This window comes from Streptomyces sp. NPDC057623 (genome assembly GCF_042800355.1).
Lineage (GTDB): Bacteria > Actinomycetota > Actinomycetes > Streptomycetales > Streptomycetaceae > Streptomyces.
This window is the reverse complement of record NZ_JBHVGZ010000130.1, coordinates 1-14,225: the sequence shown is the minus strand read 5'-3', so window position 1 is coordinate 14,225 and position 14,225 is coordinate 1. Positions and strand designations below refer to the sequence as shown.

The following is a 14,225-nucleotide window of genomic DNA, read 5'->3' as shown; positions in this document are numbered from 1 at the left end:
CCCTGGCGGCGAATCGCGGCCCCTTGCCCTGCTCCGCAGGAGTCCGTTTCCTCCCCGGCCTGAAGGCCGGGGTATCCACGGAGGAATCCGATGAACCCCGTGGAACCCCGCACCGTCACCGGCGCCGGCACCGGAATCGGCCGCGCCCCCGCTCACGACCCCAGAATCGACGCCAGGAACTCTCCCACCCACCCCAGCAACTCCCGCCCGACCAGCGGCTTCCCGCCCACCTTCGCGGTCTTCGGGCGTGGTACCAGCAGCTGGTGGACCGCCGGCTTGATGACGGTCCCCGGGTAAAGGCGCTTGACCCTCAGCTCCTGCGACTCGCGCAGTTCCACCGGCGCGAAGCGGATGTTGGTGCCCTGGAGGACGATCTCGCCGACGCCACACGCGCGGGCCAGCATGCGCAGGCCCGCCACCAGGAGGAGGTTCTCGACCGGTTCGGGCAACTTGCCGTAGCGGTCGACGAGTTCCTCTCGTACGGCCTTGACGTCCTCCTCCGTGTTGGCGGAGGCGATGGCACGGTACGCCTGGAGGCGGAGGCGCTCGCCGGGGGCGTAGTCGTGCGGGACGTGGGCGTCGACCGGGAGCTCGATCTTGACCTCGAGCGGCGGCTCCTCCTCCACCCCGCCTTCCAGCGAGGCGCGGTAGTCGGCGACCGCCTCGCCGACCATGCGGACGTACAGGTCGAAGCCGACGCCGGCGATGTGGCCGGACTGCTCGCCGCCCAGCAGGTTGCCGGCGCCTCGGATCTCCAGGTCCTTCATGGCGACGTACATGCCCGCGCCCATCTCCGTGTGCTGGGCGATGGTCGCCAGACGCTCGTGCGCCGTCTCCGTCAGCGGCTTCTCCGGGGGGTACAGGAAGTACGCGTAGCCGCGCTCCCTGCCCCGGCCCACGCGTCCGCGCAGCTGGTGCAGCTGGGACAGGCCGAAGTTGTCGCCGCGCTCCACGATCAGGGTGTTGGCGTTGGAGATGTCGATGCCGGACTCGACGATCGTGGTCGACACCAGGACGTCGAACTTCTTCTCCCAGAAGTCGACCACCACCTGTTCCAGTGCCTGTTCCGACATCTGGCCGTGGGCCGTGGCGATGCGTGCCTCGGGGACGATCTCGCGCAGGCGGGCGGCCGCGCGGTCGATCGACTCGACCCGGTTGTGGATGTAGAAGACCTGGCCCTCGCGCAGCAGTTCACGGCGGATCGCCGCGCCGATCTGCTTCTCCTCGTACGGGCCGACGAAGGTCAGGACCGGGTGGCGCTCCTCGGGGGGCGTCGTGATCGTGGACATCTCCCTGATGCCCGTGACCGCCATCTCCAGGGTTCGGGGGATCGGGGTCGCGGACATCGTGAGGACGTCCACGTTCGCGCGCAGCTTCTTCAGCTGCTCCTTGTGCTCGACGCCGAAGCGCTGTTCCTCGTCGACGATGACCAGGCCCAGGTCCTTGAACTTGGTCTCCGACGCGAACAGCCGGTGCGTGCCGATGACGATGTCCACCGAGCCCTCCTTCAGGCCCTCCAGGGTCGCCTTGGCCTCGGTGTCGGTCTGGAAGCGGGACAGGGCCCGGGTGTTCACCGGGAACTGCGAGTAGCGCTCGGAGAACGTCCCGAAGTGCTGCTGGACCAGGAGGGTCGTGGGGACCAGGACGGCCACCTGCTTGCCGTCCTGGACCGCCTTGAAGGCGGCCCGTACCGCGATCTCCGTCTTGCCGTAACCGACGTCGCCGCAGATCAGGCGGTCCATCGGGACCGACTTCTCCATGTCCTCCTTGACCTCGGCGATGGTGGTCAGCTGGTCGGGGGTCTCGGCGTACGGGAAGGCGTCCTCCAGCTCGCGCTGCCAGGGGGTGTCCGAGCCGAAGGCGTGTCCGGGCGCCGCCATGCGCGCGCTGTACAGCTTGATCAGGTCGGCCGCGATCTCCTTGACGGCCTTCTTCGCGCGCGCCTTGGTCTTCGTCCAGTCGGCGCCGCCCAGGCGGTGCAGGGTGGGGGCCTCGCCACCGACGTACTTGGTGATCTGCTCCAGCTGGTCGGTGGGGATGTAGAGGCGGTCGCCGGGCTGGCCGCGCTTGGCGGGGGCGTACTCGACGACGAGGTACTCGCGCGTGGCGCCCTGGACGGTGCGCTGCACCATCTCGATGTAGCGGCCGACGCCGTGCTGCTCGTGGACGATGTAGTCGCCCGTCTCCAGGGTGAGCGGGTCGATGGTCTTGCGGCGGCGGGCCGGCATCCGGGCGCCGTCCTTGCCGGCCGCCTTCTGCCCGGACAGGTCGGTCTCGGTCAGGACGGCCAGCCGGAGCGCGGAATCGACGAAGCCGTAATCGATCGAACCGCACGCGACGTGGACGATCGAGGGGGAGATCTCCCCCAGGTCGGTCTCCAGGCGGGCCGCCACGCCCTCGCCGCCGAGCACCTCGACCGTGCGCGCGGCCGGGCCGTGGGCCTCGGTCACGAAGACCGTGCGCCAGCCGTCGGCGAGCCAGCCCTTGGTGTCGGCGAGGGCCTTCGCGGTGTCACCACGGTAGGACTCGGGCGCGTGCATGCCGAGCTTGAGGGTGTCCGCGTCGAGCGTTTCGTCGGCCGCGAAGGGCGAGACCGACCACCACATCATCTGCAGCTCGCGGGCGCGGTCGCGGACGTCCGCGATGGACCACAGGGAGGCCGCGCCGACGTCGATGGGCGCCTCGCCGCCGCCGGCCGTGGCCGCCCAGGACGCCTGGAGGAACTCCTGTGAGGTGGCCACGAGATCGGCGGCACGCGTGCGGACCCGTTCCGGATCGCACACGACGGCCATGGCGTTCTTGGGCAGGACGTCGAGCAGCAGTTCCATGTCGTCGACGAGGACGGGGGCGAGGGACTCCATGCCCTCGACCGCGATGCCCTCGGCGATCTTGCCGAGCAGTTCGCCGAGCTCTGGGTGCTGTTCGGCGAGGGCACGCGCGCGTGCGCGTACGTCGTCGGTGAGGAGGAGTTCGCGGCAGGGCGGGGCCCACAGGCCGTGCTCGGCGACTTCGAGGGAGCGCTGGTCGGCGACCTTGAAGTAGCGGATCTCCTCTACGTCGTCGCCCCAGAACTCGATGCGCAGGGGGTGCTCTTCGGTGGGCGGGAAGACGTCCAGGATGCCGCCTCGTACGGCGAACTCGCCGCGCTTCTCGACGAGCTCCACGCGCGCGTACGCAGCGGCGGCGAGGGCCTCCACGATGGCGTTGAGGTCGGCGGTCTGCCCGGTGCGCAGGGCGACCGGTTCCAGGTCGCCGAGGCCCTTGACCTGTGGCTGGAGGACCGAGCGGACGGGGGCCACGACGACGGAGACCGGGCCCGTCTCGGGGTCGTCGGGCCGGGGGTGGGCGAGGCGGCGGAGGACCGCGAGTCGGCGGCCGACGGTGTCGCTGCGGGGGCTGAGGCGCTCGTGCGGGAGGGTCTCCCAGGACGGGTACTCCGCGACGCCCTCAGGGGGGAGGAGGGAGCGCAGGGCTGACGCCAGGTCCTCGGCCTCGCGGCCCGTCGCCGTCACCGCGAGGACCGTGCGGTCGGTCTCGCGGGCGAGGGCGGCGATCGCGAACGGGCGGGCCGCCGGGGGGCCGACCAGGTCGACGTGCATGCGGTTGCCGTCTGCGGCCGCCGTGATCGCTTCCGCGAGGGCGGTGTCCTTGACTACGGCGTCGAGCAGACCGTGCAGGCTCATGGAGGGGGCGCTTTCCGTCCAGGGGTGGGCAACACGAAGGGCCCGACGCGGGTCACAGGCCGGGGGCTTCCAGCGTACGTCGCTGCGCGGGCGGGTGCCGGGCCTGTGGATAACGTCCGTTCTCCGGCTGTCGGCGTTGACGCGAGGCCATGAAGGGGCTCCGCCCCCTCGCCCCCGCCGGGGCTGCCGCCCCGGACCCCGCTCCGGACCCCGCCCCGGACCCCGCTCCGGACCCCGCTCCGGACCCCGCTCCGGCCCCGAAAGGGCCTCGTCCTCGAACACCGGACGGGCTGAGAGATCGAACGCCGCACCGTCCGAGGACCCGGGCCCCGCTCCGAAAGTCCGGGCGGTCCAAGGCCCCCCGCCCGCACCGCGTAAGGTCCCCCCATGCCCACCCCCTCCACCTCCGCGACGCCGAACACGTCCTCGGACCCCCACATACCGGCGCCCGCCACGCGCCCGGAAGGGCACCCGCAGCCCGACTCCGGTCGGCGTGATCCCTGGCTGCTCGCCGTCGTGCTCTTCGTCGGCTACGCGATCGTCTCCGTCGGGCGCTACCGGCATCTGGGGCAGCGGTCCTGGGACCTCGGGATATTCGAACAGGTCATCCGGGCGTACGCGCATCTCCAGGCGCCCGTCGCCGACCTCAAGGGGCCGGGGTTCAACATCCTGGGCGATCACTTCAGCCCGGTGACGGCCCTGCTCGCGCCGCTCTACCGGGTGTTTCCCTCCCCGGTCACCCTCCTCGTCGCCCAGGCCGCGCTGTTCGCACTCTCCGCCGTCCCGGTCACCCGGGCCGCGGCACGGCTGCTGGGGCGGCCGCGTGGCCTGGCGATCGGGGTGGCGTACGGGCTGTCGTGGGGGCTTCAGCAGGCCGTCGACTTCGACTTCCACGAGATCTGCTTCGCCGTACCCCTCATCGCCTTCAGCCTTGAGGCGCTGCTCGCGCAGCGGTGGCGCGCGGCCCTGCTGTGGGCGCTGCCCCTGGTCCTCGTGAAGGAAGACCTGGGGATGACCCTGGCCGCCATCGCCGCGGTCGTCGCCCTGCGGGCCCGCCACGACTCGGTGCGCGCGGCACGGTACGCGATCGGTGTCGCCGTCTTCGGCGTGCTGGCCGTCGCGGTCACCCTCCTGCTGGTCATACCGGCCTTCAACAGCGGCGGAACCTACGACTACTGGAACAAGGTGAGCGAGTCGGGCGGCGGCGGCCCCTTCGACGGCCTCGACACCAAGCTCCGCACGCTCGGCTGGCTGCTCCTGCCCACCACCGGGCTGCTCGCGATCCGCTCGCCCCTGCTCCTGGTCGCGCTGCCCACCCTCGCCTGGCGGTTCGTCTCCTCGTACTCGCAGTACTGGGGCACGGACTGGCACTACAACGCCGTCCTGATGCCCGTCGTCACCCTGGCTCTCGTCGACGCGCTCGACACCGTCCGGCACAGCCCGCGCGGGTGGCTGCGGTCGTATGTCCGGCATCTGCCCGCCGCGGTCGCGGCCGCCTCGGTCGCGCTGACCACCTCACTGCCGCTCGCCGCGCTGACCGAGAGCGAGATCTATCGCAAGCCCGCGCGCGTGACCGCCATAGAGCGGCTCCTCGCCCAGGTGCCCGACAACGCCTCCGTCGAGGCGAACATCGCTCCGATCAGCCGGCTCACCGCACGCTGCCGGGTCTTCTGGATCAGCAACACGCGCGGTGTCGACCCGGACTTCATCGCCCTCGACAACTCCCGCAACCGCTATCGCGACGTCGAGGGCTACGCCCGGGACCTTCACCCCGACGCCCGGTACACCATCACGGGCACCGCCTACGGGGTCGTACTGCTGGAGCGACGGCCCGCCGGGTGAGCGGGCAGGCCGCAGGCAGCGTCTCCCGCCGCCCGCACGCGTTCGGGCCCGGTGCGCGGGAAGTGGAACCTCCTGCGCGCCGGGCCCGTCCCCCGCAACCCCCGTGTGCGGTGGCTACTCGGTCGCGATCGCGTTCAGTACGTTCATCCGGCCCGCCCTGAACGCCGGCACCAGTGCCGCGAACAAGCCCACGAAGGCCGAGCCGATGAAGACCCCGATGATCGTCGGCCACGGGATGTCGAGGACGTTCAGGCCCTCCAGGGCGAGCAGCTGCTGGGCCGTCGCCCCCCAGCCCATCCCGAGTCCGAGGCCCAGCAGGGCGCCGAACAGGGCGATCACCACCGACTCCATGCGGATCATGCGGCGCAGCTGGCGGCGGGAGAGGCCGATGGCGCGCATCAGGCCGATCTCGCGGGTGCGCTCCACCACCGACAGGGCCAGGGTGTTCACCACACCCAGGACCGCGACGATGATCGCCAGGGCCAGCAGGCCGTAGACCATGTTCAGGAGCTGGCCGACCTGGTCCTTCAGCTCCTCCTTGTAGTCGGTCTGGTCGCGGACCTGGTACTGCGGGTAGTCGTCCAGGGACTTCTTCAGGGCCGCGTACGCCGCCTCCTCCTGACCGTCCTTCGCCTTGGCGAACATGATCTCGTTCTGCGGGATCCGGTCGGCGGGGAGGTACTTCTGCAGGGTCTCGATGCTGGTGTAGCGGGCGCCCTGGTCGATGGAGGTGTCGTCGTCGGTGATGGCCGCGACCTTCAGCTTCGCCGTCTCGCCGCCCTTGAAGGCGACGGAGATGGTGTCGCCGACCCGCACGCCGTGCTTCTTGGCGTAGTCGGTGCCGACCGACATGGCGTCCTTGCCGTAGGCGGCGGAGAGGGTTCCCGCGGTGGTCGTGCGGCGCAGGTCCTCGGCGTACGTCGGGTCGGCGGCCGTGATGCCGCTGTCGTCGGTCTTGCCGTCCGGCGAGGTCAGGGTGGCTTTGACGTCCTTGTAGCGGGTGACGTGGGCCAGGCCCGGCGTCTGCTCCATGGCCTTCTCGACCTGCGGCACGATCTCCTGCTGCTGGGCCATGACGATGAAGTCGGCGCCGACCGACTTGTCGAGCTCGCTCGTCGCCGAGGCGACCATCGAGGAGCCGACCACCGACAGACAGGCCACCAGCGCGAGGCCGATCATCAGGGCGGCGCCCGTGGCACCGGTACGGCGCGGGTTGCGCAGGGCGTTGCGCTCGGCCAGGCGGCCCACGGGACCGAAGGCGCGCAGCAGCACCGCGCTGATCACCCGGACCACGGCGCCCGCGAGTAGCGGGCCGATGACCACGAAGCCGATCAGGGTCAGCACCACGCCGCCGCCCAGCATCAGGGCGCCGTCGCTCGCCTTGTCGGCCGTGGCGGCGGCGAACAGGGCGAAGGCGCCCGTGCCCGTCAGGACCAGGCCGATCAGCCCGCGTATCCAGCTCGCCTTGCCGTCGGCCGGTGTACCGGCGTCGCGCAGTGCGGCCATCGGGGAGACCTTGCCGGCGCGGCGGGCGGGGAGGTAGGCGGCGAGCACCGTCACCACGACGCCCAGGACCAGGCCGACGACCGGGGTCGTCACCTTCACCGTCAGGTCGTCGGTGGAGAGGTTCATGCCGGCCATGGACATCAGCTTCATCAGGCCGACGGCGATACCGACGCCGGCGCCGACACCCAGTACGGAGCCGATGAAGCCGAGCAGCAGCGCCTCGACCAGCACGGACCGGTTGACCTGCCGGCGCGAGGAACCGATGGCCCGCATGAGGCCGATCTCGCGGGTGCGCTGGGCGACCAGCATCGAGAAGGTGTTGATGATCAGGAAGATGCCGACCAGGAACGCGATCCCGGCGAAGCCGAGCATGGCGTACTTGATGATGTCCATGAACTCGCCGACGTCCTTGCGGTTCTCGTCGGCGGTCTCCTTGGCCGTCTGGATCTTGTACGAGCCGTCCAGGGCCTGGGTGATGTCCTGCTTGAGCTTCGTGTCGCTCACGCCGTCCGCCGCGGTGACGGAGACCTGCGTGAAGCGGCCGGTGGCGCCGAGCAGGGTGCGCTGGGCGGTCTCGGTGTCGAAGTAGACGACGGCCGCGCCCGGGTTGGTCACCTTCCAGGAGGCGATGCCGACGATCCGCGCGCGGATGTCGCCGGTGGCGGCGATGGTGCGCAGTTCGTCGCCGAGCTTCAGGTCGTGCTTGTCGGCGGTGTCCGCGTCGACCATGACCTCGGTGGGCCCGCGCGGGGCGTGCCCGGAGGTGATGGCCATGGACTTCAGGTCGTTGCGGGTCCAGTTGCCGGCGATGGTGGGCGCACCGGTGGAGGAACCCATGTTCTTGTTCTCGGAGTTGACGACGGTCACGCTCATCGAGCCGACCGAGCCTTCCGCCTTCTTGACGCCGTCGACGGCCGCGACCTGCTCCACGGCGGCGGCGGGCAGCGAGGCCGGGCGGCCCGTGCCGCCGCCGTCGTCCTCGTCCCCGGCCTCCTTGGGGCTGACGGTGACGTCGGAGGAGGTGACGGCGAAGAGCTTGTCGAACGTGGTGTTCATCGTGTCGGTGAACACCAGGGTGCCGCTCACGAAGGCCACCGACAGCAGGACGGCCACGGCCGACAGGGCCATGCGTCCCTTGTGCGCGAAGAAGTTGCGCAGAGAGGTCCTCAGGACGGTCATGACGTACGCCCCCGCGCGTCGAAGTCCTTCATGCGGTCCAGCACGGCGTCGGCGGTGGGCTTGTACATCTCGTCGACGATGCGCCCGTCGGCGAGATACAGCACCCGGTCCGCGTACGAGGCGGCGACGGGGTCGTGGGTGACCATCACGATGGTCTGCCCGAGTTCGTCGACGGAGCGGCGCAGGAAGCCCAGCACCTCGGCACCCGCGCGTGAGTCGAGGTTTCCGGTCGGCTCGTCACCGAAGATGATCTCGGGCCGGGCGGCCAGCGCGCGGGCCACGGCGACGCGCTGCTGCTGGCCGCCGGAGAGCTGGGTGGGCCGGTGCCTGAGCCGGTCGGACAGGCCGACGGTGTCGACCACACGCGCGAGCCACTGCTTGTCGGGCTTGCGCCCCGCGATGTCCATGGGCAGCGTGATGTTCTCCAGGGCGTTGAGCGTCGGCAGCAGGTTGAACGCCTGGAAGATGAAGCCGATCCGGTCCCGGCGCAGCTGCGTGAGCTTCTTGTCCTTCAGCCCGGTGATCTCGGTGTCGTCGAGGTAGATCTGGCCGCCGCTGACGGTGTCGAGTCCGGCGAGGCAGTGCATCAGGGTGGACTTGCCGGACCCCGAGGGGCCCATGATCGCGGTGAACTGGCCACGCGCGATGTCCACGTCGACATGGTCGAGAGCGACGACACGGGTCTCCCCCGACCCGTACGCCTTGACGACCTGCCGCGCCCGCGCGGCAACGGCCGTACGCCCTCCAGTGCCCCCGTGCCTGGGAATGGTCACAGCCGATGTCACGGTATGTCTCCTAAGTCGGTTGTCTACGGGACGCACGAAGCCGGGTGCCGGTACGTCGTGTAGCCGGTACGTCGATGACTGGGTACGTCGTTGAGTCTGGCTCCGGGGAGGGGTCCGGCGCGCTGGTGCCGAGCCCCGTCTTGTACGGGGGAAAACCCCACCCCCGTCGGTTCGGCCTACCGCCCCCCAGCGGCGTAAAGCCAGATTAAGGACGGCCCCCCTGGTGTCTCGTCCTCCGGCGGTACCAACCCTCCCCGAGACCTAGTACGGAGGTACCCCTAGGGGCAGTCCACCCTTCGGTGGAACGCGCGTCGGGGTCGTCTCCACCCTGCGACCCATCCAGGCTCCACCCTCCCGCGACGTCAGGGTCAAGTGGGAAGCTGTTCGGCGGCAGATAGGTGCAAGGGGAATGCATTAGGGAAGGAACCCGGTGGGCAGGACGAGACCCGCGATACGCGACACCGCACCGCACACCGGAAGCGGGAAGCGCGCGGCCGTGGTCGCGGCCCTGATGCTCGCGATGGCACTGGCCGCGCTCGACGCCACCATCGTCTCCACGGCCGTACCGCAGATCGTGGGCGACCTCGGCGGCTTCTCGGTGTTCTCCTGGCTCTTCTCCGGCTACCTCCTGGCCGTGACGGTGACCCTCCCGGTCTACGGCAAGCTCTCCGACACCTTCGGCCGCAAACCGGTGCTGGTCGTGGGCGCGGCGCTGTTCCTGCTGGGGTCGCTGCTGTGCGCGGTGGCCTGGAACATGGCGGCGCTGATCGCGTTCCGGATCGTGCAGGGACTGGGCGGCGGGGCCCTCCAGGGAACGGTGCAGACGCTGGCCGCCGACCTGTACCCGCTCGAGGAACGTCCAAAGATCCAGTCCAAGTTGTCGACGGTGTGGGCGGTTTCGGCGGTGGCCGGCCCCGGAGTGGGCGGCGTCCTGGCGGCGTATGCGGACTGGCGCTGGATCTTCCTGATCAACCTGCCCATAGGGGCGGTGGCGTTGTGGCTGATCGTGCGGCATCTGCACGAGCCGCAGCGGGACACGGACAAGGGCCCGGAGACGGAGGCAGCTACGGCCACGACGGCCCCACGCGCGCGTGTCGACTGGGCGGGTGCCCTGGCGGTGTTCGCGTGCGGGGGCGTGCTGCTGACAGCGCTGGTGCAGGGCGGGGTGGCGTGGCCGTGGCTGTCCGGGCCGTCGATCGCCTTGTTCGGTACGGGACTCGCGCTGGTGGCGGTCGTGGTGGTCGTGGAGCGCCGGGCGGCCGACCCGATCATCCCGGGGTGGGTGTGGCGGCGCCGGACGATCGCGGCGGTGAATCTGGCCCTGGGCGCCCTGGGGTTGCTGATGGTGGCACCGACGGTGTTCCTGCCGACGTACGCCCAGTCGGTGCTCGGCCTGGCGCCGGTGACGGCCGGGTTCGTGCTGTCCGTCTGGACGTTGAGCTGGCCGGTGTCGGCGGCGTTCAGTCAGCACGTGTACCGGAGGATCGGCTTCCGCAATACGGCGATGCTGGGGATCGGGACGGCGTCGCTGATCCTCCTCGCGTTCCCGTTCCTGCCGTATCCCGGGCAGGCGTGGCAGCCGACGCTGCTGATGCTGTTGCTGGGGGCGGCGCTGGGGCTGTTCCAACTCCCGCTGATCGTGGGCGTGCAGTCGACGGTGGGCTGGTCGGAGCGTGGCACGACGACCGCGTCGGTGCTGTTCTGCCGGCAGACGGGGCAGACGATGGGCGCGGCGCTCTTCGGCGCGGTCGCGAACGGGGTGCTGGCCTCGCGGCTCGGCGGCGCGGGCGACCTGGACTCGGTGACGCGGGCGCTGGATTCGGGCGGCACGGCGCCGGAGGCCACCCGGCGGGCCATCGCCGACGCGGTCCACGCCGTGTATCTGGGGGCGTCCGCTGCGGCGGCGCTGGCCTTCCTGGTGCTGTTGCTGCTGGCGCCGAGGCGGTTCCCGGTACTCAAGGAGAACTGATGCGGCCGCTTGTACGGTGACCCGAACGCCCGTCGTCCCGAAGGAGGCCGCGCTTGTCCAGGCTCACGCGCGTCCTCGCGGTCATCGCCGTGGTGGTCGGAGTCGCCGGGTACGCCGCGACCGAGTACCTCAATGCCGACACCCCCACCGCCCGCCCCTCCGGCCCCTCCGGCCCCGAGCCGGCGTCCCCGGAATGCGGCAGTTCGGCCCTGCCCACCGCGCTTCCCACGGCCCTGCCCACGACGCTTCCGACAGTTCCCGCCGGGGACCGCCCGGTCGAGGCCCATCTGTGCGTCCGGCACGTCCCGGCCGAGAGGGAGTAGCCGCGACGGCAGCGGGCAAGGACGACCGCCGGTCCGGCTTCGAACCGTCCTGCGTCGAACCGTCCTGACCGGCCTCAGCCCAGCGTGACGCGGGCGGCGACCGGCAGATGGTCGCTGCCGGTGGCGGGCAGGGTGCGGATGTGACCGACCGCCGCCGAGCGGGCCATGACCTGGTCGATCCGGGCCAGCGGCAGGGCCGCGGGGAAACTGAACGCGAAGCCCCGTTCCGCCACGTTCATCCGTGCGGTCAGCGGAGCCAGCCCCCGGTCGTCGACGGTGCCGTTGAGGTCGCCCAGCAGAATCACGGTGCGCAGCCGCTCGGCGGCGATGGCCGCACCCAGCAGACCGGCGCTCTCGTCGCGCCAGGAGGACGCCAGCCCGCTCGCCCGGACACGGACCGAGGGCAGGTGCGCGACATAGGCCGCCACGTCGCCGTACGGCGTGCGCACCACGGCCCGCAGCCCGCGGCTCCAGTCCTCGGTGATCCCACGGGGTCTGATGTCGACGAGCCCGGCACCGGTCAGCGGATGCCTCGACCAGAGCCCGACGGTCCCCCGCACCGCGTGGTACGGGAAGTCCGCGGCGAGCACCTCCTCGTAGACCGGCAGTGCCCGGGGGACCAGTTCCTCCAGCGCGATGAGATCGGGCTCGGCGTCGGCCAGGGCGCGGGCCGTGCCCGCCGGGTCGGCGTTCTCGTCGCTGACGTTGTGCTGCACCACGACCAGGTCGCGCGCGCCGGGCTTCGGCGCGGGCAGGAGCAGCCCGCCGAAGAGGTGCGTCCAGGCCGCCACCGGCAGGAGCAGGGCCACCAGCGCTACGGCGGAGCGACGCAGCAGGGCGAGGCCGAGCAGCACCACGGCCACGGCGCCGAGCCAGGGCAGGAAGGCTTCCAGCAGACTCCCCACCCGTCCCACGGAGTTGGGCACGGCCCGGTGGAACGCCAGCAGCCCGGCCGTGAGCACGGCGAGCGCGGCGAGCACCCGTCCCCGGGCCGCCCACCGCGCCGCCCACCGCCCCGCCCACCGGTTCGCCGCTGCCCGCACCGTCGCCGTCACGCTTCCCAAGACGAGCCGCCGAGCGGATCAGTTTCCGTGCCCTGGTGTTTCGGGGTGCCTATCCTGTGGCCCATGGTGAAGCTGGAGCGGCTACGGGCCGATCACGCGGAGGCCCTGCTGGCCTTCGAGCTGGAGAACCGGGAGTACTTCGCCCGTTCCATCTCGGACCGCGGGGACGCCTACTTCGCCGAGTTCGACGCCCTGCTCCAGGACCGCCTGGCCGAACAGGCCGCCGGGGTCTGCCACTTCCACCTGGTGACGGACGGCGAGGGGACTCTCCTCGGGCGGGTCAACCTGGTCGACGTCGAGGACGGTTCGGCCGAACTCGGGTACCGCGTCGGGGAGCGGGCGGCGGGCAGGGGTGTCGCCACGGCGGCGGTGGCACAGGTGTGCCGGGTGGCCGGTGCGGCGTACGGGCTGACGTCCCTGGTCGCCGTCACCACGCTGGACAACCTGGCCTCCCGGGCCGTCCTGGGGCGGAACTCCTTCGTCTTCGTGGAAGACGTCACTCTGATCGGCCGGCCCGGGGCCCGTTACCGGCGCGCGCACCTCGGGCACTGACAGGGCACGCGGTACGCACACGCGACGTACACCCGCTGCCCCCTCCGGCTGTGTGAGGGTGCTGTCATGACCAATGCAACACCACACAGCCTCCGCGAGTTCGCGCAGACCCTGGTCCGGCTGGGCATCGCGACGGAGGAACAAGCCGCGGTCGGCCTGGCGGAGACCACCGGCATCGGCATGGACCTGGACAAGGACTACGGGGACACCGACGAACTGACCTTCCTCGTCGGGGAGTGCGGCCTCGGCTTCCAGACGCCCGAGAAGGCCCTGGGCGACCTGGCGGACGGATACGAGGACCTGCTGCTCGAGGCGGCGGCCTGCTCGGGCGGCTCGGTGGTCGTCGACGACGTCGAGCTGGTGACGGACGAGGACGGGGAGGAGTACCTGCACTTCCGGCGCAACGGCCGGTCGATCTGGCACCCGACGGAACACGTCTCCGACAGCACCCGCTACATGGACTGGGACGCCGTCTTCGACGCCATCGGCGACCTCGTGCCCGGCAACGACGATCCGCGGAGCTTCTACCAGCTGGACGAGGACTCCTACGACGCCTGGTGGCTCCTGCTGACGCCCGAACAGGCCGCGGGACTCAAGGAGTTCGGACTGCCGATGCCGGTACGGCTCAGCAGCTGGGTGCGCGACCAGGTCCCCACGGCGGAACCCGAGACGCTCGCCTGGTACATGGAGGACGACCGTCTGCACGCGAGCGAGGAGTCCCGCCGGCACCTCGACGAGTGGCTGTCCTCCATGGACACCGCGCTGGACCGCTGGCGAACGGCCCACCTGCCGGAGAGCTTCCCCTTCGACTACTCGGAGGACTCGCTCTCGGAGCTGGAACGGCTCGTGCTGGACCGCTTCGACGGCCCCGCCTCCCTGGAGGCGGCGGCCAAAGACGAGTTCTTCGCCGGCGCGGTGAGGTACGTCGGAGAGACCGCGCTGCGCCTGTGGCCGTGCCGCTGGACGTACCAGCACTCCGAAGACACCTCGTTGACGTTCGCCAACGAGCCGATGATCTGTTCCAACACTCCGGAGGGCTTCGCGGGGGAGTTCTCCCCCGACTACGTACTGCGGACCCTCGTACACAGCCGCACGTCCGACGACATGCGGGAGAGCATGGAGGAAGTCGGGGACGCGGTCGACGGCTACCACAGGGCGCTCGACGCCCGCGACTCCGACTCCTGGGATTGACATGCTCCTCGTCCTGAAGGACGAGGATTCTGGCCTTCTCTACCGGTTGCTGTGCCGCTACGCGGCACGGTTTCCGGTCGGGAATCCGTGGCTTCCTGTTTCTTCGCGCTGTGCCGGGATCGCTTCTTGTT

General features: G+C 70.9%; 9 protein-coding genes. 5 read left to right on the top strand and 4 right to left on the bottom strand.

The window, feature by feature from the left end:
* Positions 1 to 152: 152 nt before the first annotated feature.
* The gene (gene mfd / locus ACFU95_RS49600; protein ID WP_383844077.1) at positions 153 to 3,683 is read right to left on the bottom strand and encodes a transcription-repair coupling factor; all 3,531 of its coding nucleotides are present in this window, start codon (positions 3,681 to 3,683) and stop codon (positions 153 to 155) included.
* A 387-nt stretch (positions 3,684 to 4,070) separates the two neighbouring features.
* Here mfd and ACFU95_RS49595 point away from each other — a divergent pair, with 387 nt between their 5' ends.
* Complete coding sequence (locus ACFU95_RS49595) at positions 4,071 to 5,525, top strand: DUF2079 domain-containing protein (RefSeq protein ID WP_383844073.1); 1,455 nt, start codon at positions 4,071 to 4,073, stop codon at positions 5,523 to 5,525.
* 114 nt (positions 5,526 to 5,639) lie between these two features.
* Here the strand turns inward: ACFU95_RS49595 and ACFU95_RS49590 are convergent, their stop codons facing one another.
* Together ACFU95_RS49590 and ACFU95_RS49585 are read right to left on the bottom strand one after the other, a co-directional pair.
* Positions 5,640 to 8,210 carry an ABC transporter permease gene (locus ACFU95_RS49590; protein ID WP_383844070.1) on the bottom strand — a complete coding sequence of 857 codons (2,571 nt, stop codon included), beginning with the start codon at positions 8,208 to 8,210 and terminating at the stop codon, positions 5,640 to 5,642.
* Positions 8,207 to 8,995, bottom strand: a complete 789-nt coding sequence (locus ACFU95_RS49585) for an ABC transporter ATP-binding protein (RefSeq protein WP_383844067.1) — start codon at positions 8,993 to 8,995, stop codon at positions 8,207 to 8,209. The genes ACFU95_RS49590 and ACFU95_RS49585 overlap by 4 nt, the downstream gene beginning before the upstream one ends.
* Before the next feature lie 430 nt (positions 8,996 to 9,425).
* Here ACFU95_RS49585 and ACFU95_RS49580 point away from each other — a divergent pair, with 430 nt between their 5' ends.
* Both ACFU95_RS49580 and ACFU95_RS49575 read left to right on the top strand, forming a co-directional pair.
* A complete protein-coding gene (locus ACFU95_RS49580; RefSeq protein WP_383844064.1) occupies positions 9,426 to 10,964 on the top strand; it encodes an MFS transporter in 1,539 nt (512 codons plus the stop codon).
* Between the two features lie 53 nt (positions 10,965 to 11,017).
* Positions 11,018 to 11,287, top strand: coding sequence for a hypothetical protein (locus ACFU95_RS49575; protein ID WP_383844061.1), 270 nt, complete (start codon positions 11,018 to 11,020; stop codon positions 11,285 to 11,287).
* Between the two features lie 74 nt (positions 11,288 to 11,361).
* Here the strand turns inward: ACFU95_RS49575 and ACFU95_RS49570 are convergent, their stop codons facing one another.
* Positions 11,362 to 12,330 (bottom strand): endonuclease/exonuclease/phosphatase family protein, encoded by a 969-nt coding sequence (locus tag ACFU95_RS49570; protein WP_383844080.1) that lies wholly within the window; start codon positions 12,328 to 12,330, stop codon positions 11,362 to 11,364.
* Positions 12,331 to 12,414: 84 nt separating this feature from the next.
* Between ACFU95_RS49570 and ACFU95_RS49565 the strand changes: the two genes are divergently transcribed.
* Both ACFU95_RS49565 and ACFU95_RS49560 read left to right on the top strand, forming a co-directional pair.
* Positions 12,415 to 12,903: a GNAT family N-acetyltransferase gene (locus tag ACFU95_RS49565; protein WP_383844058.1), complete on the top strand. Its 489-nt coding sequence runs from the start codon at positions 12,415 to 12,417 to the stop codon at positions 12,901 to 12,903.
* A gap of 66 nt (positions 12,904 to 12,969) precedes the next feature.
* Positions 12,970 to 14,094, top strand: coding sequence for a hypothetical protein (locus tag ACFU95_RS49560; RefSeq protein ID WP_383844055.1), 1,125 nt, complete (start codon positions 12,970 to 12,972; stop codon positions 14,092 to 14,094).
* Positions 14,095 to 14,225: the final 131 nt, after the last annotated feature.

What these genes read in the sequence shown, in the direction of transcription:
- mfd (WP_383844077.1), bottom strand. Translation starts at nt 3,683, where the DNA reads ATGAGCCTGCACGGTCTGCTCGACGCCGTAGTCAAGGACACCGCCCTC.
- ACFU95_RS49595 (WP_383844073.1), top strand. Translation starts at nt 4,071, where the DNA reads ATGCCCACCCCCTCCACCTCCGCGACGCCGAACACGTCCTCGGACCCC.
- ACFU95_RS49590 (WP_383844070.1), bottom strand. Translation starts at nt 8,210, where the DNA reads ATGACCGTCCTGAGGACCTCTCTGCGCAACTTCTTCGCGCACAAGGGA.
- ACFU95_RS49565 (WP_383844058.1), top strand. Translation starts at nt 12,415, where the DNA reads ATGGTGAAGCTGGAGCGGCTACGGGCCGATCACGCGGAGGCCCTGCTG.
- ACFU95_RS49560 (WP_383844055.1), top strand. Translation starts at nt 12,970, where the DNA reads ATGACCAATGCAACACCACACAGCCTCCGCGAGTTCGCGCAGACCCTG.